At 63.0% G+C, this 17920-nt stretch carries 19 protein-coding genes; 11 read left to right on the top strand and 8 right to left on the bottom strand.

The genetic code is table 11. From position 1 onward, the window contains the following. Positions 1-59: 59 nt before the first annotated feature. Genes BJD99_RS05905 through BJD99_RS05880 form a run of 6 tightly spaced genes read left to right on the top strand, consistent with a single transcriptional unit; the run spans position 60 to position 6266 of the window. Positions 60-1268, top strand: a complete 1209-nt coding sequence (locus BJD99_RS05905) for an ABC transporter substrate-binding protein (RefSeq protein ID WP_084345817.1) — start codon at positions 60-62, stop codon at positions 1266-1268. Continuing rightward, positions 1261-2136, top strand: coding sequence for a branched-chain amino acid ABC transporter permease (locus BJD99_RS05900; RefSeq protein ID WP_084345816.1), 876 nt, complete (start codon positions 1261-1263; stop codon positions 2134-2136). The genes BJD99_RS05905 and BJD99_RS05900 overlap by 8 nt, the downstream gene beginning before the upstream one ends. Beyond that, the gene (locus BJD99_RS05895) at positions 2136-3170 is read left to right on the top strand and encodes a branched-chain amino acid ABC transporter permease (RefSeq protein ID WP_084345815.1); all 1035 of its coding nucleotides are present in this window, start codon (positions 2136-2138) and stop codon (positions 3168-3170) included. Before BJD99_RS05900 ends, BJD99_RS05895 begins: the two co-directional genes overlap by 1 nt. A gap of 5 nt (positions 3171-3175) precedes the next feature. After that, a complete protein-coding gene (locus BJD99_RS05890) occupies positions 3176-3964 on the top strand; it encodes an ABC transporter ATP-binding protein (RefSeq protein ID WP_084345950.1) in 789 nt (262 codons plus the stop codon). Continuing rightward, a complete protein-coding gene (locus tag BJD99_RS05885; protein WP_084345814.1) occupies positions 3961-4662 on the top strand; it encodes an ABC transporter ATP-binding protein in 702 nt (233 codons plus the stop codon). Before BJD99_RS05890 ends, BJD99_RS05885 begins: the two co-directional genes overlap by 4 nt. Continuing rightward, entirely contained in the window at positions 4659-6266 is a 1608-nt protein-coding gene (locus BJD99_RS05880) for a class I adenylate-forming enzyme family protein (protein ID WP_084345813.1), read from the top strand. Before BJD99_RS05885 ends, BJD99_RS05880 begins: the two co-directional genes overlap by 4 nt. Before the next feature lie 262 nt (positions 6267-6528). Here the strand turns inward: BJD99_RS05880 and BJD99_RS05875 are convergent, their stop codons facing one another. The 3 genes from BJD99_RS05875 to BJD99_RS05865 all read right to left on the bottom strand — a co-directional run bounded on the left by BJD99_RS05875 (position 6529) and on the right by BJD99_RS05865 (position 8523). After that, complete coding sequence (locus BJD99_RS05875; protein ID WP_084345812.1) at positions 6529-6780, bottom strand: SulP family inorganic anion transporter; 252 nt, start codon at positions 6778-6780, stop codon at positions 6529-6531. 55 nt (positions 6781-6835) lie between these two features. Beyond that, positions 6836-7702 (bottom strand): patatin-like phospholipase family protein, encoded by an 867-nt coding sequence (locus BJD99_RS05870; protein WP_179142197.1) that lies wholly within the window; start codon positions 7700-7702, stop codon positions 6836-6838. 248 nt (positions 7703-7950) lie between these two features. Further along, positions 7951-8523 carry an HPP family protein gene (locus BJD99_RS05865; RefSeq protein ID WP_179142196.1) on the bottom strand — a complete coding sequence of 191 codons (573 nt, stop codon included), beginning with the start codon at positions 8521-8523 and terminating at the stop codon, positions 7951-7953. Positions 8524-8786: 263 nt separating this feature from the next. Here BJD99_RS05865 and BJD99_RS05860 point away from each other — a divergent pair, with 263 nt between their 5' ends. From BJD99_RS05860 to BJD99_RS05850, 4 genes are all read left to right on the top strand, one after another. Further along, on the top strand, positions 8787-9224 hold the full coding sequence (locus BJD99_RS05860; RefSeq protein WP_084345809.1) for a pyridoxamine 5'-phosphate oxidase family protein: 438 nt from the start codon (positions 8787-8789) through the stop codon (positions 9222-9224). A gap of 175 nt (positions 9225-9399) precedes the next feature. Then, on the top strand, positions 9400-10341 hold the full coding sequence (locus BJD99_RS05855; RefSeq protein WP_084345949.1) for a DUF808 domain-containing protein: 942 nt from the start codon (positions 9400-9402) through the stop codon (positions 10339-10341). A 65-nt stretch (positions 10342-10406) separates the two neighbouring features. Then, entirely contained in the window at positions 10407-10559 is a 153-nt protein-coding gene (locus tag BJD99_RS20935) for a hypothetical protein (protein WP_179142172.1), read from the top strand. A gap of 28 nt (positions 10560-10587) precedes the next feature. Then, positions 10588-11184 (top strand): DUF6188 family protein, encoded by a 597-nt coding sequence (locus tag BJD99_RS05850; RefSeq protein ID WP_256895506.1) that lies wholly within the window; start codon positions 10588-10590, stop codon positions 11182-11184. Positions 11185-11214: 30 nt separating this feature from the next. On the opposite strand, the gene BJD99_RS05845 is transcribed toward BJD99_RS05850, so the two are convergent. Continuing rightward, positions 11215-12120: a LysR substrate-binding domain-containing protein gene (locus BJD99_RS05845; protein ID WP_256895505.1), complete on the bottom strand. Its 906-nt coding sequence runs from the start codon at positions 12118-12120 to the stop codon at positions 11215-11217. Positions 12121-12217: 97 nt separating this feature from the next. Here BJD99_RS05845 and BJD99_RS05840 point away from each other — a divergent pair, with 97 nt between their 5' ends. After that, entirely contained in the window at positions 12218-13531 is a 1314-nt protein-coding gene (locus BJD99_RS05840) for an NAD(P)/FAD-dependent oxidoreductase (protein ID WP_084345808.1), read from the top strand. A 17-nt stretch (positions 13532-13548) separates the two neighbouring features. Here the strand turns inward: BJD99_RS05840 and BJD99_RS05835 are convergent, their stop codons facing one another. The 4 genes from BJD99_RS05835 to BJD99_RS05820 all read right to left on the bottom strand — a co-directional run bounded on the left by BJD99_RS05835 (position 13549) and on the right by BJD99_RS05820 (position 17731). Continuing rightward, positions 13549-15279: an FAD-dependent oxidoreductase gene (locus BJD99_RS05835; RefSeq protein WP_084345946.1), complete on the bottom strand. Its 1731-nt coding sequence runs from the start codon at positions 15277-15279 to the stop codon at positions 13549-13551. A 74-nt stretch (positions 15280-15353) separates the two neighbouring features. After that, on the bottom strand, positions 15354-16577 hold the full coding sequence (locus BJD99_RS05830; protein ID WP_373270519.1) for an RNA polymerase sigma factor: 1224 nt from the start codon (positions 16575-16577) through the stop codon (positions 15354-15356). Further along, positions 16565-16933, bottom strand: a complete 369-nt coding sequence (locus BJD99_RS05825) for a YciI family protein (protein ID WP_084345807.1) — start codon at positions 16931-16933, stop codon at positions 16565-16567. Before BJD99_RS05825 ends, BJD99_RS05830 begins: the two co-directional genes overlap by 13 nt. 105 nt (positions 16934-17038) lie before the next feature. After that, entirely contained in the window at positions 17039-17731 is a 693-nt protein-coding gene (locus BJD99_RS05820) for a DUF998 domain-containing protein (RefSeq protein ID WP_084345944.1), read from the bottom strand. Positions 17732-17920 lie beyond the last annotated feature (189 nt).

Here is a 17920-nt window from a genome sequence, read left to right as displayed (position 1 = left end):
GCGAGCAAACGCTTGGTTGTTGCCAAGCAATCGCTTGTTAGGAGTCTGGTGGTGCTTTCATGAGAAAATTTCGCGCGGTGCCGTGGCTGATGGCCTCGGTACTCGCCCTGGCCGGATGCGCGAATGTGCAGACTCCGGTGGCGGACTACATCGTCATCGGGATGGATGAGGACTCGACCGGTCCCGGTGCCTCCTACGCGACAATCGCCGGCAGCACCGTGCGGGCGACCATCGACAAGCTCAATGCCGAGGGCGGAATAGCGGGCAAACAGGTTCGGCTCGTCGTGGAAAATGATGAGAGCAGCCCAACGAACACGCCGTCGATCATTCGCAAGATCGTCGACCAGGGTGCCTCCGCGATCATCCTCGCCACCGGCAGCGGGTCCGCGCTGCAGGCCAAACAGGTCTCCAGGTCCACGCGGATACCCACCATCGCCCCGATAGCACTGACCGACGCCGTCGCGAATGCACCGGACAATGAGTACGCATACATGGTTCCGAACCCTCTCGCCCAGTACGCCGAGGTGTACTGCGGGGCATTCGAGCAGCAGGGGAAGACGCGGCTCGGCATCGTCGCCGACTCCAGTCCCGCGATCTCCGGGATCCTTGCGACCCTGAGCCCCAAGCTCACCGAATGCATCGAGATTGTCAGCACCCAGAAGGCCGCCATCGACACCGCCGACCTCACCGCCAGCGTCAGCCGCCTCCTCGAGTACCAACCCGACGTTGTGCTTGTGGCCAGCGTCGGCGGCAACTTCGAACTGATGGCGCAAAACACTCTGCACCGGCTAGCGCCTGGCGTCCAGCGATTCTCGCTGGCCTCGATCGGCAATCAGCCCAAGTCCTGGGCGTTGGCCCAACCCGGATCTCTGGACGGACTGGTCTACATGGGGAGCCTGGCCCCGGACAATCCGCGCACCGCGGAACTGCAAGATTGGTTGCGCACCATCAAGGGGCCCGACTATTCGGTCACCGCCTACGATGCGCAGGCCTACGACTCGGTGATGCTGATCAAGCGGGCCATCGAGATCGCCGGCACGCACACCGATCCCGAACTTTTGAACTCAGCCTTTCAGCAGATTCAGGAGGTTCCCGCGACGTTCGGGCAATCTGCTCTGACACTGTCGCTCTCGCCCGAACAGCACATCGCGCCGGACTCCGTCTGCGGGCTTGTCCTGATCGAGTTCGGCCCCAACAACCAGCCCACCGGTCCTTGGCCCGAGTACCAGCCGGACTGCGGAAACAGAAAGGACCGAGTCGGTGAGTGATCCCCAATTGTGGCTGGCCGCAATCGAAATCGGGTGCTTCTTCGCGTTGGTCGCCCTGTCGATGTATCTCGTCGTGGTGGGCGCCTCGTTCTTCAACTTCGCGGCCGGGCCGTATGCGATGGCCGCCGCCATGGTCACCGGTTACGCGACCACCGCGTGGGGCCTGCCTGTCGTGTTCAGCGCCCTGCTCGGCGTCGCGGTGGGCATCACTGTCTCCCTGCTCACGGAGGTCATCGTGGTCAGGAACGTACAACGCAGGTCCGGGGGCGCCGAGTTGCCGGCGCTCGTGGCCGTGACCGCCACGTTGTTTGCGATCCAACAACTCGCCGGCACCATCTTCGGGAGAACACCGCTCCCGGTGCAGAACCTTTTTCCCTTCGCCAACTTCAGCATCGGCGGCGTCGCCGTACAGGGGACCACGGTCACCATCGTGCTGGTCACAGTAGTTGCGGCCGCCGCGACCATCATGTGGCTGCGATCCACCACAACCGGGCAGTTACTGCGCGCCGTCGGCGACAACAACGAGGCTGCTCAGATCATCGGCGTCGGCGTCAACCGGGTTCGGCTGTGGGCATTCGGCATCTCCGGTGCGATCGCCGCGATCGCCGGTATCGTCTTCGCTGCGAAATCGGGCGCCCAATTCACCAACGGCCTGTCCTGGACGCTCACCGGCTTCCTCGCCCTCGTCATCGGCGGCACCGGCAAACCGTGGGCACCCCTCGTCGGCGGTCTCGCACTCGGCATTGTGCAGGTGTTCGGCAGCTACTACTTCGGTGCCACCGGCAGTTCCATCGCGATCTTCCTGATCGCGCTGACCTTTTTCGCTTTCCGCCCGGAGGGCCTGTTCCAGCGAAAGGTGCGTGTGTGATGACCTCTCCCACCGCTGCTCCCTCCCACCGGAGGACCAGCCAGACGAAGGCAGACGAGGGTGCCGTAGGGGCCCCCGCTCGACGCGCAGCTGGGAGGTCGATCCTTCGTGAAACCCTCATCTGCGTCGCCGTCGTGGCCGCTGTGTTGGCGTGGATGGGTCCCAGCCTGTACCGGCAAGACCTGATTTTTCTGACCGCCACCTACGGCTTGGTGGCGCTGGGCATGTACCTCCCGTTTGTGCTCGGCGGATCGCTGTCGATGGCATACAGCGCGTACGCCGCGATCGGCGCGTACGCCGTAGCCCTGGTCTCGGTGAAGGCCGGGCTGAACCCGTGGCTCGGCTGGTTCGCTGGCATGGCCGTCTCGGCTATCGTCGCCCTCATCATCGCGATGGCGACGCGCAAGCTCTCCGGTTTCTACTTGGCGGCAGTGACGCTGCTGTTTGCGATGGCATTCGTTGATTGGCTCGGCGACGCAACACCGATCACGGGCGGCGAGTCGGGTATCTCCAGCATCCCGATCCCCTCGCTGTTCGGCTGGACGCCGCCGCGCTATGCGCAGGCCGTCGCTGCGATCGTCTTCGTCTGCGTGGTTACGGTCCTTCTCGAGCGGATTCGTCGATCCGCCTGGGGCCTGTCCCTATCCGCATCGAGGGAGAGCACTCCCGCTGTGCAGTCTTCTGGAATCTCCCCAGCACATCTGAGGGTCGTTGCGCTCGCGGTGGGCGCGGCGATCGCCTCCACCGGCGGAGCCCTGTTCACCGTCTCGGTGCAGGCGGTCACGCCCGAGACATTCGGCCTCGAACTGGTGTTCCTCGCGATCTTCATGCCCATCATCGGTGGCCGTGGCACGGCGTGGGGGGCGCCGCTTGGCGCGTTGATCGTGGTCGCAGTGACCCTGAATATGCCTGGTTATCAAGGCTCGGGCGAGCTACTGCTCGCCGGAGTCGTCCTCCTGATTTTGCTCGTGGCGCCCGGCGGCGTCATCGGCTGGATCCAGCAGGGCATCCATTGGATCCGGAATAGGAAGTGACGACCATGGCACCGCACACCGACGCACTACTTTCGGTCGATGGCATCACCAAGCGCTATGGCGGAGTTACCGCTGTGGACGACGTCAGTTTCACGTTGCCGGCGGGCAGCGTTCTGGGCCTAGTCGGCCCCAACGGCGCGGGCAAGACGACGCTGGTCGACTGTATCGTCGGCACGCAGGAAGCATCGTCAGGCGTGGTCGCGCTGGAGGGGCGCGCGCTCGAGTCCGGCCCGACCACCCGGGCGCAGGCCGGACTGGCGCGCACCTTTCAGCATCCGCAGCTTGCACTCGAGCTCACGCCGGTGGAGAACATCATCCCCGGGCTCATTGGCGGCAAAATCGGCTCCTATGGCGCATCGCTGGTCGCGATGTTCCGTGGCCTCAGTGGCGCGCCCGTACAACTGCTCGCTCAGGCAAAGGCCCTGGCCGAGGAGTACGGGGTGACCACCGACGCCATCCCGGCGGGCGATCTGAGCCTTGGTGCCCAGCGGCTCGTCGAGATTGCGCGCGCCATGGCCGCACAACCCCGAGTGCTGCTGCTGGACGAACCGTTCGCCGGCTCCGACCCGGACGGCATCGCCGCGATTTCCCGGGCGATTCGCCAGGTCCAAGAATCCGGCCGCTCGGTGGTGCTGGTGGACCACAACGTGGATCTGATCGCCGAGATGTCCGATGCTGTCGTGCTTCTCGCCGAGGGGCGGCTCGTCTTCGAGGGCACGCCCGAAGCGTGCATGCGTAGCAAGGAAATGCAGGCGGTCTATTTCGGTACTGCCGAATTGGAGGAGGGTAAATGATTTCTGCGCAGCAAGTCTCCGTGCAGTACGGGAAGGCGTTGGCTGTCCGCGAGGCGTCGCTCACCGCCCAACCCGGTCACGTGACCGCGGTGGTTGGGCCCAACGGTGCCGGCAAGTCGAGCCTTCTCACCGCGCTGTTCGGCAGCGTTGCCTCCTCGGGCACTGTCACCATGGACGGCGACGTCATCAGTGGGAAACTTCCGCGCCAGCGCATGCGCGCCGGACTCGCCTACGTCCCGCAGGGTCGACAGCTTTTCCCACGCCTGACAGTCCGCGAAAATCTGGAGATCGGGGCCCGACTGCTCGGCGTCTCCAACGATGTCATCGAGACCGCCTACAACCGGTTCCCCATCCTGCGCACGCGCGCCAAAGCATTGGCGGGCGTTCTCTCCGGCGGTGAGCAGCAAATGCTCGTACTTTCCCGTGCGCTGCTACAAACGCCCAGCGTCCTGCTGCTCGACGAGATGACCACGGGGCTAGCCCCCAAGATCGCCGGCGAGTTACTGGACCAAGTGCGTCAGCTCGCCGACACCGGCATTACCGTCGTCGTCGCCGAGCCCGCGCTGCACCGCGTCGCCCGCATCGTCGACTCCGGCTATGTGATGATGCGCGGTTCATTGTCCGAGTTAGAACCCAGCGCCGCCGCCCTCGATTCCGCATACCGTGAGGCAATGGGCATATTGGAGGAAGCACTATGACCGCACCGGTCAGCTCGACACGCAATCTGGCCGAATTCACGGTCTCCCCCATGGACTACACGGACCTGTCCGTCAGCGAACTCGTCCGGCACTGGGCCACAGCCCGCGCCGACGAGCCCGCCTACATCAGCCCGCTCGGCCACACCTCCTGGTCGGAATACGACCGCCTCGCCGACACTGTGGGTGGCGCGCTGCGCTCCCTCGGCAAGATCGGCGCGGTCGCCGTCTATCTCCCCGACTCCGCCGAGTTCCACGCAACGCTCGTTGGTGCCTATCGGGCAGGGGTCCTCGCCGCCGCCATCGGGGCCCGCTCCGGGATCGCCGAGGTGGCGCACATCATCACCTCATCCGGTGCGACGGTCCTCATCACGGCGCGCGACAACCGCGGACTCTCCGCGGCCGAGCTTGTCGAGGGGCTGAAGGAGCGCGGGGTCACCCTCACACAGGTGATCCTGGTGGACGCCGGATCGGTGGAAGTCGACGGCGCCGCCGTTGAGTTCGCCCCCAGCCCCGGAGACACCGACGGCTTCACCGTGGACGAGATCTCCTTGCTCAACAGCACATCGGGTACCACCGGCAGGCCCAAGCTGGTTGCTCAAACCCAACGCCGCTGGACCACCTTCGCCGCGGTCGCCTGCCGCAACGCCGAGCTCATGCCGGACGAAATTATCGCGGCATTTGTGCCCGCACCGTTCGGCTTCGGCCTATGGACCTCCCACTTTCTACCTGCGCTACTGGGCCGTCCGGCCCTTGTGATGCAGCGTTTCGACGCAGACCAGGCCATCGCTATTATGGCCAGCGCCCGCGCCACCACTCTGGCGGGCGTGAGCACCCAGTTCCGCATGATGCTGCACTCTCGCGGATCTCAGCTATCCGACGTCACCACCTTGCGGGTGATGTTCACCGGAGGCGAAGCGGTGCCGGCCACCGAGGCCAAACGCTTCGAGGACGTAACCGGTGCCAAGGTGCTGCAGTTCTATGGTTCCAACGAGACGGGGGCTGCCAGCGCCACCACCGTCCGCGACGACGAGGAGACGCGCCTGTCCACCGGCGGGTACCTCATCGACGAGATGAACGTGCGAATCTTCAACGGCCGCGATGAGGTCACGGGGCCAGCTCCCCGACGCGGGCAACCGGCCGTCTGCGGGCCGCTGGTTTCACCCGGTTACTGGGGTGACGAGGCCGCCAATGCGGAACTGTTCACAGATGATGGCTGGGTCCTGCTCGGCGACATCGTCGAAGTGGACGAGCTGGGCCGGCTCCGAGTGGTCGGACGATTGGCAGACCTGATCATCCGCGGAGGAAAGAACATTTCGGCGGTCGAGGTAGAAGACCATGTGCGTGAGCACCCATCCGTCGCCATGGTCGCTGCCGTCGGTGTGCCCGACCCCATCTTCGGGGAGCGGCTGTGCGTCGTGGTGACACTCGAGCCGGAGGCCGCGGCGCTGACCTTGGAAGAGTTGACGGATTGGCTGCGTGCGCAGGGCACCACCCGCGAATACTTGCCCGAGCGGATGGTGGTGGTCGAGGAGATGCCGATGGCACCCGGGGGCAAGATCGCGAAGGCCCAGGTCAAAGCCTTGGTGGAGGACGAGAGTCGATAGCTGAACGGCGGTGCCTCCGAGTCGGAAACAACTCGGGGCATCGTCGATGAGGCCTGAAGTACGGTGCGGTCGGCCTTTTCTCGCGAGTCAGGCACCAAGTGGAACGTGGCGGCGAAGGTCGAGGCATTCGTCTACCTCATCGATTTTGCTTGAAAGCAACGAGACTGGGTAAGAAGAGCATTCACCACCACGTCGACTCCCAACGCCGAGGTGATCTCAGCGACCGGGTACCGCTGGGTCCTCGAGGACGGTGGCTCGATGGTCAGTCTCGGCGGTTCTTCCTCATGCTTTCCTCGTTCGAACGGCCATGACGGTCCATCGCGTCCGCACCTAGCACCATCAGCAGCACCGACAACCCCATCGCCACGACAACGTCGAAAAGGCCGAGTCCGGCCACGATCACTATCGCAGCCAGGGTGGGTACGGGCAGGTAGTCGAATACTGGTGCCAGGAAGTCGAGAGTCACTACGACCAGTGCGGTTACTACCAGGTTCGCACCCTGCGAACTTCGCACCGGCGGCACTGAGCACGAAGCTGTGGGACTGGTTTCCGTTCAGAAATGCCCCGAGTCAACACCGGTACACGCCCGGGCCCTGCACGTGAACCGTCGACAGGAAGTCGCGGGATGCGTCGTACGCCGAGGCGATCAACGGCGTGGCACCGCTGAAATCCAAGGGCGAAAGGTTGGCGATGTACTCAGGTCCCGGCAACACCAGGACTGGCACCTGTTGACCGGCCATCGGCAGGTCGCGCTCCATCTGCTGCCGGGCCGCGATTGTTGCCGCATATAAAACTGCCTCGGGAACCGTCGTGGGCCGGGTGAGCTGTCGATCCGGGTAATTGCAATCCAGGACCACCAGCGAGCCTGCCCCCATCGCGAGCGCCTCCAATATCGGGGTATTCACGCTGAGTCCGCCGTCATAGAGGTCGCGACCATCGCGCCTGATGGCAGGAAATACGCCCGGAATTGCGGAGCTCGCGAGCATCGCACTCAACAGGGGCCCATCGGTAATCTGTACCGTCCGGGTAGTGTCTGCGTCCACGGCCATCGCCAGGTACGGAAGTTGGAGCTCGCAGATATCGGTCACGCCGATCGCCTGCGAGACCAGTCGACTGATGCGGGGACTGTCGTAGAGGTTGGTGCGACTGCGCAGTACGGTTCTGACGCGAGTCCATATACCGCCCGGCAGCACCATCTTGGTCTCCAGACCGTGCCAGATATGCGATAACCGGTGGGCCGCCCCGATCGGATCGGAGGCGACCACGGCACCGTTGAGCGCGCCGACAGATGTGCCAGCGACGAGGTCGGCATGCACCGCAACCTCACATAGCGCCTCGAGCATTCCCACTTGCGCCGCGCCGAGGCTCCCGCCGCCACCGAGAACGAACCCGATTGGTCGAGGTAGCAGATCAACGAGACTCGACTGCGCACGCATGGTCACGAACGTAACAGATTCAGGTGGCCGGATGATCGAAAATCGATGGCCCAGAACTGATCTCCGCGGTGACGACATTTTTGTCGATACGGTGCGACAACGTCCCTGTCAATGCGCAGGTGGCGGCCTGTTTATTCGAGTTGAAACGGTGGAACGAGGGAGCTTCCAATACGAATATGTTGTGAGCACGACGGCGGCCCTCGCTCGTGAAGAACTATCGAACGAGGCCCGCCACACGCCCCACGAGGTCAGTCCGACGTACGAGTATCGAGGTTCACCTTGGTGACACCGTCGATGGTGGAGAGCAACCTGTGCACGACGTGCCGTTCGGTGTCGTCGTCGAACCCTCCTCCTACTTCCACGACACCACCGCTGCGGACTGCGATCACCCATCGGCGGGTGCTGCCGGAGTAGTCGTCGAGCAGTGCGCGGACTTTCGCGGCGATGACCTCGTTGTCGCCGATGATCAGACTTCGCAACACGTCGCTGCGAGCGATGACGCCCACCAGGATCCCGGACTCGACGACGGGCATCGAGCGCACATGCCGATCCAACATCACCGCTGCCGCGGTCGACGCTTCCCATTGTGGTTCCGCTGTCTCGACCTCGCTGACCACTGCCGGAGAGATCACGGCTTTCGGATTCGATGTCTGAAACGCCAACAGATCCGATTCCGACACGATCCCTACCAACGCGCCCTTCCGGTCGACGACCGGTAGCGCTGCGAATCGCTTACTGGTCAACAGCATGATCGCCTCCCGCACCGGTGTGTCGCGTTGGGCGGTCACGACCTCGCGGGTCATCAGATCACGAACCTTCATTGCTTGCCTCTTCCGTTTGCTGCCGTACCGATACTCGTAAAAACCCTGATACACGGCCCGCCGCGTACTCCTCGGACACCCTGACCTTAGCCCCACGACAGCGTGTAACAGACGTGCCTGGGGAGTGTGTGAGCAACGGAACCGGCACCCAAAAATCCATGCCGACAACATCATTGAACTCGGTGAACGGGGCGGACGGCCGCTCCCCGAAAGCGTGACCGATACGCCAGACAATAACTGGACCGGAGTGAGAGAATCAGGTCATGACCGCACCTCACGCACACACCCCTGCCGGGCCAGTTCGTGTCTTCACCGAGGAGCAGAGCTGGGATGCGCTGCGTTCGGAGAGGCTGGGGCGGCTGGTCACCTCGGTCGGCGGGCGCATCGACGTGGTTCCCGTCAACTACCTGGCCGACAGTGGCCGGTTGTTGTTCCGCACTGCGGAGGGCACCAAACTCGTCGAACTCAGCATCGAGAACCGAGTCGTCTTCGAAGTCGATCACATCAATCCCGGCGTCTCCGGTTGGAGCGTCGTCGTGCATGGCACTGCCCGCACCCTGAGCACCTCCGCGGAAATCGCCGAAGCTGAAGCTCTCGACCTTGTCTCCTGGGTTCCCACCATCAAATACAACATCGTGGAAATCGTCCCTACAGAGATCAGCGGCCGCGAGCTCATGTTCGGAGACAAACCGGAAGCCTGATCTGGGCCTTCCTCGACTCGATACACGATCAGTCCGGTAGTCGCCGAGAGTAGCGGCCGGGCCGGTGCCGGTATTGTGCTGTACGACCGATGCCGACGCCGACGTTCATGAGATCAGACGCATTCATGGAACCGACCGTCTATACGCTCTACGCGCTGATTTCTGGAGGTCTGTGATGGCTGGTGGACTTGTTGCTCTTCTCGACGACGTCGCCGCGCTTGCTCGTCTCGCCGCTGCATCGATCGACGACGTCGGGGCGGCGACCGCGAAAGCGACAGCCAAGGCCGCCGGTGTAGTCATCGACGATGCGGCCGTGACGCCACAGTACGTTCGTGGCCTCGCCGCCGAGCGTGAGCTGCCCATCATCAAACGGATCGCCATCGGTTCGCTGCGCAACAAGCTCATCATCATTCTGCCCATCGCGCTTTTGCTCAGTCAGTTCCTTCCGTGGCTGCTGACCCCCATTCTGATGCTCGGTGGTTTCTACCTCAGTTACGAAGCAGTGCACAAGATTTGGGGCGCGCTCTTCGGTCACGGTGAGCATGACGAGTCGGCGGCAGACGAGCCGCGCGATGAGGATAGCGTCGTCTCTGGAGCTGTCCGTACAGATCTGATCCTGTCTGCGGAGATCATGGTCATTGCGCTCGATACGATTGCGAGCGAAGGCTTCTGGAACCGCCTGGTCGTCCTTGCAGTCGTTGCAGTCGTGATTACCATTCTCGTTTACGGCGTCGTCGGGCTCATCGTCAAAATGGATGACATCGGTCTGAAGCTTGCGGAGAACTCGACCGGGATGCTGGAAAAGTTCGGGCGCGGGTTGGTGCGCGGGATGCCACACGTGATGTCCGTACTGTCCGTAGTCGGAACCGCTGCCATGTTGTGGGTCGGTGGACATATTTTGCTCAACGGAATCGACGAGCTCGGTTTCCATCCGATCTATCAGCTGGTTCACCACCTCGAGGACGCTGTCGGTGATATCTCCGGCATCGGAGGGGTGTTGGCATGGATCGTCAATACGATCGCGTCCGCGATTCTCGGTTTGATCGCTGGTCTGATAATCGTCGGCGGCCAGCTCGGGATCACCCGCGTTCTCGCCAAGCGGTCCAAAGCGCACTAGCGCGTCGGGCCGTCGAACTCCTTCCACAGGTTGCGCCCCCGACCAGGGCAAGGGACAGTTCTGGTGTGCACATCGGCGACGGACTTCAGCTGGCAGGGATCATCGGCCTCGCTGCTCTCGGCACGATGCTTCTCGTCGTGGGGGCGCTGGGGTCGGGCATTGTCATGTTGGCGGTGACGGCAGTGTGGTTCTGGCGGCTCTACCGAACGGCCGAATGAAAATCTCACTGGATTGGAGTCGTCAGTGATGACACCGGCACCGATGGAACTCGCACTGCAGTCCCGACGCGTCACGCGCGTTCTGTTGGACTTCGATCTGAGCATCGAGTTCGCCGGCGGCGCTACCGTTGCGTTCAGTGAGTTCGTGATCGGTGACGTGCTGGTGGACGAGGACAATCAGTTCGAAGGGCTGCGACTTGCCGCTGCTCTCGTCGGCCGCCTGTGCGAGAGCGTCGCCTACGCGGAGTCCGGTGAATTGACGATCGTGTTCGACGACGGAACGGTTGTCGAAGCGGCTTCGCGTGAAGAGGTCGAGTCCTGGGAGTACACAGGTTCCGACGGTTCCACGGTGGTCTGCCTCGCAGGCGGCGATATCGAGTTCCTCTCGGGTCCTTCGGATCCCCCGGTACCAATCCCTGCAGTCACCGAGCTACCTTCCGTCGGAGCCAGCGTTGTCCGAATTGCTATGGGAGACAAGTCGACCGTCGAGTTCTCCGACCGGACCAGCGTGCCCGCGGCGGTATCGCTGGACGAGGCTTACCTGGTGTTGCGTGAAAGTGTGGCCGAAGTTTCCGAGCATCAGATAGCGCTCTCCTCGGGTGTGGTCATTGCTGTACCGCAGTGATTCTGCGGCTCAGGCATGGGCGCACCCCGGTCACTTCTCCCGAGTTTCGGGCGCCGTTTCGGCCAGTGCCGCAACGAGATCCCGCTGAATATCGGTGGCGGGTACTGTGCCGTCGACGACTGCGGATACGGCGAGTTGCAACCGCCGCTGCGCTTCCCGCCGGAATACGAGGCCGCTGGTGGGGGTGCCTGCGGCGGTGCTGGCGTAGAGGATCGACCAGCAGTCCGGGCGATTGAGCAGTTCAGCGCTTGCGGTGTGGTCGACGGCTACGGGTGGACCGAAGGTCAGGCGCAGGCCGCTGCGTTTCATCGCGCCTTCGACGACGCGGTGCAGCAATATTTGTTCGCTGCGCTTGGGTAGCAGGAGCGGGTACGCGGCGAGGTCTTCCAGGCTAGGTTCGATGCGGTCGGCCAATGGATGCCGCTCCGAGAGGACCACCACGAGGTCCTCGGTCCATAGCTCTTTCGCTTGCAGTCCTGATCGTTCGACGCTGCCTCGGATCAGTGCGACCTGACAATCCCCGGTCGTGACTGCTTCGATCTGTTCGGCGAATCGTTTGAGTACGAAGTCGATTTCTGCTTCGGGGTGTTGCTCACGCACACGCACGATGGCGGCCAGTGCGTTCGCGGCGAAGGTCATGTTGCCGGTCAGTCTGAGTTGGTTGCGTTTGCGCGCAGTCAATGCGAGCGCGGACTGTTCCAGTTCGATCATGTGGCGGGCGATCGACACCAATTGTGCTCCGACAGTGGTCAATCGGACGGACCGTGATGTCCGTTCGAACAGGGGCTCGCCCATCTCGCGTTCGAGTTTTGCGATCTGCAGGCTGACTGCGGACTGGGAGATGTAAAAGCGCTCGGCGGCCCGCGAAAAGTTCAACTCCTCGGCGACGGCGAGGAAATATTTCACCTGTCGTAGTTCCACAATTTCTCCATCCATGAGTTCTGCTCATTGATGCTATGCGATCTTTCGCGTTGATAGCGACCGGATAGAAGCGTTGCATGTACTTAACAGCTTTCGAGTAGGAGGATTTGTCGTGGATGAGTACGAGGTCGTGATCGTCGGATCAGGATTCGGAGCTTTGGCTGCCGCCAAGACTCTGGGCAAGGCTGGCGTGAAGTTCTCGCTTATCTCCAGCACCACCGAGCACCTGTTCCAGCCGCTGCTGTACCAAGCGGCCACCGGAATGATCTCGACGGGAGAGATTGCCCCGCCGATCAGGCGAATCCTCGCCGAGTACGACTCGGCAGATGTCCGGCTGGGCCGCGTCGTCGACGTAGATCCCGAGCGGCACGTTCTCACCTACACGGCAGCGGGCTCCACGCGTTCGATCCGGTACGGCCGCCTCATCGTTGCTACCGGCGCTACGCAGGCATATTTCGGTCACGACGAGTTCAAGGACCGCACTTTCGCCCTCAAGACCGTGGACGACGCCATCGCCCTCCGCGAGCAGATCCTGAGTTGCTACGAAGAAGCGCATCTGACCTCGGACGTCGACGCCAAGCGAGAACTCCTGAGCTTCGTCGTCGTCGGCGCTGGTGCGACCGGCGTCGAACTTGCCGGCCAGATCCGCGATCTTGCACACCGCTATTTCGCCGGTTCGTTCCCCGACATCACGCCGGATGACGTCACGGTCACGCTGGTCGACGGCGTCAAAGATGTATTGCCTGCCTACGGTGGTCGGTTGAGCAAGTATGCGCGGGCCAAACTGGAACGGTCGGGGGTGGACGTGGTGACCGGTGCCATGGTCACCGACATCGCCGATGACACGGTCACGATCAAAGACGTCGACACCAAGGCTGTACGCACCATCGCCGCCAAGACCGTCATCTGGTCCGCAGGCGTTCAGGCAAGCGCACTGGCTGCGACCATCGCCGAGCGAACAGGGTGCGAAACCGATCGCGCCGGGCGACTACTGATTCACGACGACCTGACTGTCGGCTCGGCATCGGACATTTTCGCCATCGGCGACGTCACCTCACTCGACAACCTGCCGGGCCAATCTCCTATCGCGATGCAGCAGGGTAGGCACGCGGCCAAGATGATCACCGGAAAGGTGAAGGCAGGCACACCGTTCCGCTACGTCGACAAGGGCAGTATGTCGATCGTCGGTAGATTCAGTGCCGTCGCGCGTCTGTTCGGCAAGGTGGACATTGCGGGGCCGATCGCGTGGGTACTATGGCTGGCAGTGCATCTGATGTACATGGTGGGCTTTCGGAACCGATACGTCGCGGTCGTGTCGTGGCTCAGCTCCTACATCGGCGATCGACGCCCACACTTCCAGTACACCGACAAGTGGGTGGATCAGGTCGAACTGGTCGAACCCGAAGTGGAGCGAGCGGCAGCCTGACGCCCGCAACCACGGCGTTACTCGACGAGCTTTCCGGTGGAATCGACCGTGCGGATGAGAGCTCCGATCTCCGACGGGATCGCCGGGATGGCCTCGCGTGTGATTTCTCCGGGGCCAGACCACACCAGGTTGACCTGGAACGATGCGCTTTGGTCCGGGAAGTCCGATCTGTTGTGGCATCCGCGCGTCTCACGGCGTTCGAGCGCCGCTTCGAGGGTCGCCCGCGCCGCCAGTGCGGCCGACTTCAGATCGAAAGCATGGGCTACGTCGGAGAATCCGGCGATGTCCGGATGGACACCGACGTCGGCGATGCGAAGTTCGATCTCGTCGAGTTCCGTCAGTCCCGCTGTGAGCCCGACTTCGTCCCGCACGACGCCGGCATGTTCGGTCATCGTGTTGCGAATCGCTCGCTGCAGGGCCCGCACGTTCTCATGCCCGTCTGAGACGAGCAGCGTATCGACTTCGGCTCGTGCCTCGGAAACTGCGTTCTCCGAACGAAGTTGCGCATCCAGTCCCTCCGAGTACTTCGCCGCGGCTTGCCCGACTATGCGTCCGAAGACCAGTAATTCGATCAGGGAGTTCCCGCCGAGGCGATTTGCGCCGTGCAGCCCGCTCGATGCTTCTCCGATTGCGTACAGGCCCGTGACGTCGGTGCTGTGGTCGTCCGGTCGTACCCACACGCCACCCATGGAATAGTGCGCGGTGGGTGCTATCTCGATGGGATCCGTTGTGATGTCGAGCATTTGAAGTTCCATCAGTGTCTGGTACACGCGAGGGAGTCGGCGCATGACGACGTCGCGATCGAGATGTGACACGTCGAGCCAGACACCTCCGTGGGCAGTTCCGCGGCCCTCCTTGATCTCGGTGTATGCAGCGAGTGCGACGCGGTCGCGGGTGGACAGTTCCATCCGCTCGGGGTCGTATCGGCTCATGAAGCGTTCGCCGAGGGTGTTGCGCAATATGCCGCCCTCGCCGCGTGCTGCTTCCGAAACCAGTGTTCCTGCAGCATTTTCTGGTTCGATCAGCCCGGAAGGGTGGAACTGTACGAGTTCCGGGTCGCGGATCCGGCCACCGGCCTCGTAGGCCAAGCGGAAGGAATCGCCGGTGTTCTCGTCGCGCCGTGAAGACGATCGGCGCCAGATTCTGTTGTGACCACCGGCAGCGAGAATCACGGCATCCGCATGGAAGACGTAACGCGTACCGGTTGTGAGGTCGAATCCATAGGCGCCGAAGATCGTGTTGTCGCGAACGAGGAGCTTGGTGATGTAGACGCTGTCCAGGATCTCGATATCGAGCTCCTCGCTACGTGCCAGAAGTGTTCGTTGAATTTCGAGCCCGGTGTAGTCGCCCGCGAAAGCGGTTCGCCTGTAGGTATGTGCACCGAAGAAGCGTTGCGATATCCGCCCGTCTTCCTCACGGGCGAACGGCATTCCGTAGCGAACCAGGTCGGCGATACCCCGCTCGGCGCCTTCGGTGACGATCTGGACGGTGTGCGGATTGGCGAGAAAGTAGCTTTCCTTCACCGTGTCTGCGGCATGCTGCTGCCACGAGTCCTCGGGATCCATCGTCGACAGAGCAGCATTGATTCCACCGGCGGCGAGCGAGGTATGAGCATCGAGCTTCGGCCGTTTGCCGACCACGAGGACGTCGGTCCCGTGTTCGGCCAACTCGATGGCTGCCCGCAGGCCCGATCCACCCGATCCGATGACCAGCACCGAGGTCGCTATCCGACGTTCTGTGGAACTCATGAGCATCTCCTTCTGGAAGGAACTTCCGTGTACCTATTCGACCGACCAGACGTGGGTTTCGTGACGGGACATACTCATCTCGTCAGCAACGCGTCGGCCCGCCCGCGGAGGTACCGTCGCGTCGGTACATCCGCGGACAGTGAGATTGCCTTCTCGTAGGCGACTACCGATTCCTCGACGCGGCCCAACCGCTCGAGCAGGTGGGCGCGTACCGCCCATGCGGGCTGGAATCGCTCGGTGCCGTCGAGCTCGTCGAGCATGCGGAGCCCGGATTCAGGGCCGTCGGTTTCGGCGGTGACGGCGGCCAATGCCACGCTGCCGCCGAGCGTCGGCGCCAGTGCGTCGAGTGTGGTGTGCAGTGCGCGCAGCGTGGCCCAGTCCGTGGATCCAGTGTGTCGGCGCGCGCAGTGCACGGCCTGGATCGTTGCTTCGAGTTGGAACCGTCCGAGAGCACCTATCGCATGCGCTCGACGTAGATGCGATTCACCGCGCGCAATCGTTGCCTCGTCCCATCTCTGCACGTCCTGGGCCTGAATCGGGACCAGGACGCCGTCGATCCGGCGTGCTGGTAGGCGCGAGGTGCTCAGCAAGATGAGTGCCGCAAGTCCATGCGCTTCCGGATCCTCGGGCAGAAGTGTGCAGAGTGTCTCCGCGAGATGGAGGGCCTCGCTGGCAAGGCCGTCGCGCATCTCGACCCCACTGGTGTGCCAGTCGATGGCAAAAGCGCCGTACACGGCTGCCTGCACCGCGTCGACCCGCTCGGGCAATATGGATCTGTCGGGTAGCTCGAAGGAGATTCCGGCTTCGCGGATGCGTCGTTTGGCCCGTCCGAGGCGTGCGGCCAGTGTGGACGACGGCAACGCGAATGCACGAGCAATGTCCTTCGCCGTGTAGCCGAGTACGACGTCGAGCATCAGCGGGGTGTGTACCGCCGGGGAGATCGCCGGGTGCGCGCAGACGAGCATCAGTTCCAGCCGCTTGTCTTCGATCGCGTCGGGATCGAGTTCGGCGAGATGGTCGTAGGTCTCCGGCGCCGACGTCAGTGGGTCGTTCATTCGGTGTGGTGCGGACTTCCAGACGTCCCGCTGCCGATTCCGCGCCACGGTCAGCAGCCATCCATCGGGGTTCGACGGGACACCGTCCCTCGGCCACGTCGTCAACGCTCGCTCGAAGGCGTCGGCCAGCGCATCCTCGGCGCCGGCGATGTCCCTGCTCGCCGCCGCGAGGAGCGCGAGAAGTCGCCCGTACGAACCGCGAGCGGAGTTCTCGGCAGAATTTCGAGCTTTCAGGTCCACGATCCGTCGATGAACGACGTAGCGGCTGCCCGTACTTCGATCACTCCGTACTGTGCGCCCGGACAACGCTCGGCCCACATCAGCGCAGCGTCCAGGTCGGGTACGTCGAGGACGAACACCCCGGCGAGTGCCTCCTTGGTGTCCGCGAACGGTCCGTCTTGAATCTGCAGCGAACCGCTGCGAAGGGTGATCGTGGTTGTCGCCGCCGCGTTGGTCAAAACTTCGGCCGCGACGAGAACTCCAGCTGATTGGAGGGCTTTCCCGTAGGTGCCGAACGCCTCCTGCATCTGCGTTCTGGCTTCGTCTGGAATGACGCCCTCACCGGGCTCTTCGTTGCTGAGGAGAAGTGCGTATCTCATGGTGTGCTCCCGATCGTCTGGTCAACGTCTGTTTCGATTGTCACCGCATCACGCGGTCTTGCACAGAGATGACGATCGAGCTGCCGTGGAATCGACAGGCACGTTTCAATGACTAAGTGGTGCCAGGACGGTGAGCTTGCCGCTCACCGGATGCGGGTCACGACGGCAGTCCACCGTGGGGGCGATCCAGACGCGTGGCCAGATCCGCGGGTCGAACGCGCGCACCGAGAAGTCGACGTTCCGCAGGACTGTGCGTCGTGCCAACGCCAGCAAGACTGCGGTGCCGGTGACCGCCATCCACGTCGGCAAGGGGTAGAGCGCAAGGCGCTCGCCGAGGCCGAAATGCAGTGCCTTCGCCAGCATGAGGACTGCTCCGAGCACTCCGACGAACGCGCACAGTGCCGACCAGATCGCCACCAGTCGCTTCTCGTGCCACAGATGCCATGCGATCAGGACGAGCACGACATGTCTTGCCACGAACCCCGGCATCACCGCCGACCAATGGATGAGCGCTCCGTCGTTCGCCGGGAACAGTCCGGTGGCTGCAGTGCTCACGGCGATGACAACCGCCAGCGAGAGAATCCACTTTTTCGACCGGCCATTTCGGATGTGTCGATGCAAGAAGAGGGCGCCGATGAGGGTCAATACCCCGAGCGCTACGAACGTCGAGTTCATGACGTCGTGCATCGGAGAGCACGAATCGACGTCACAGGTCGTCACACCGAGTGAGCTGATCGAGTTCTGGGCAAAGCTGTAGGGCGTGTTCCACGCAGCAGCCGTGAACACCTCTGCCAACAAATATGCGAACGAGAGAATCCATGCAGTTCCTGCAGCGGCGTGGCTCAGGTTGTGGCTTCGGTGAGATGTGTCGGCGTGGTGTGGATTGCTGATGGCGGATCTCTCTGTCGATACAGACTTGACTTCTGGGTCCGACTGTAGAGCGTCAACCTGAGAGCAGTGTCCCGAATGTCGCAGTTCGATCTCAGA

This window comes from Rhodococcus sp. 1163 (genome assembly GCF_002091985.1).
Lineage (GTDB): Bacteria > Actinomycetota > Actinomycetes > Mycobacteriales > Mycobacteriaceae > Rhodococcoides.
This window is presented reverse-complemented; position numbering and strand designations above follow the sequence as displayed.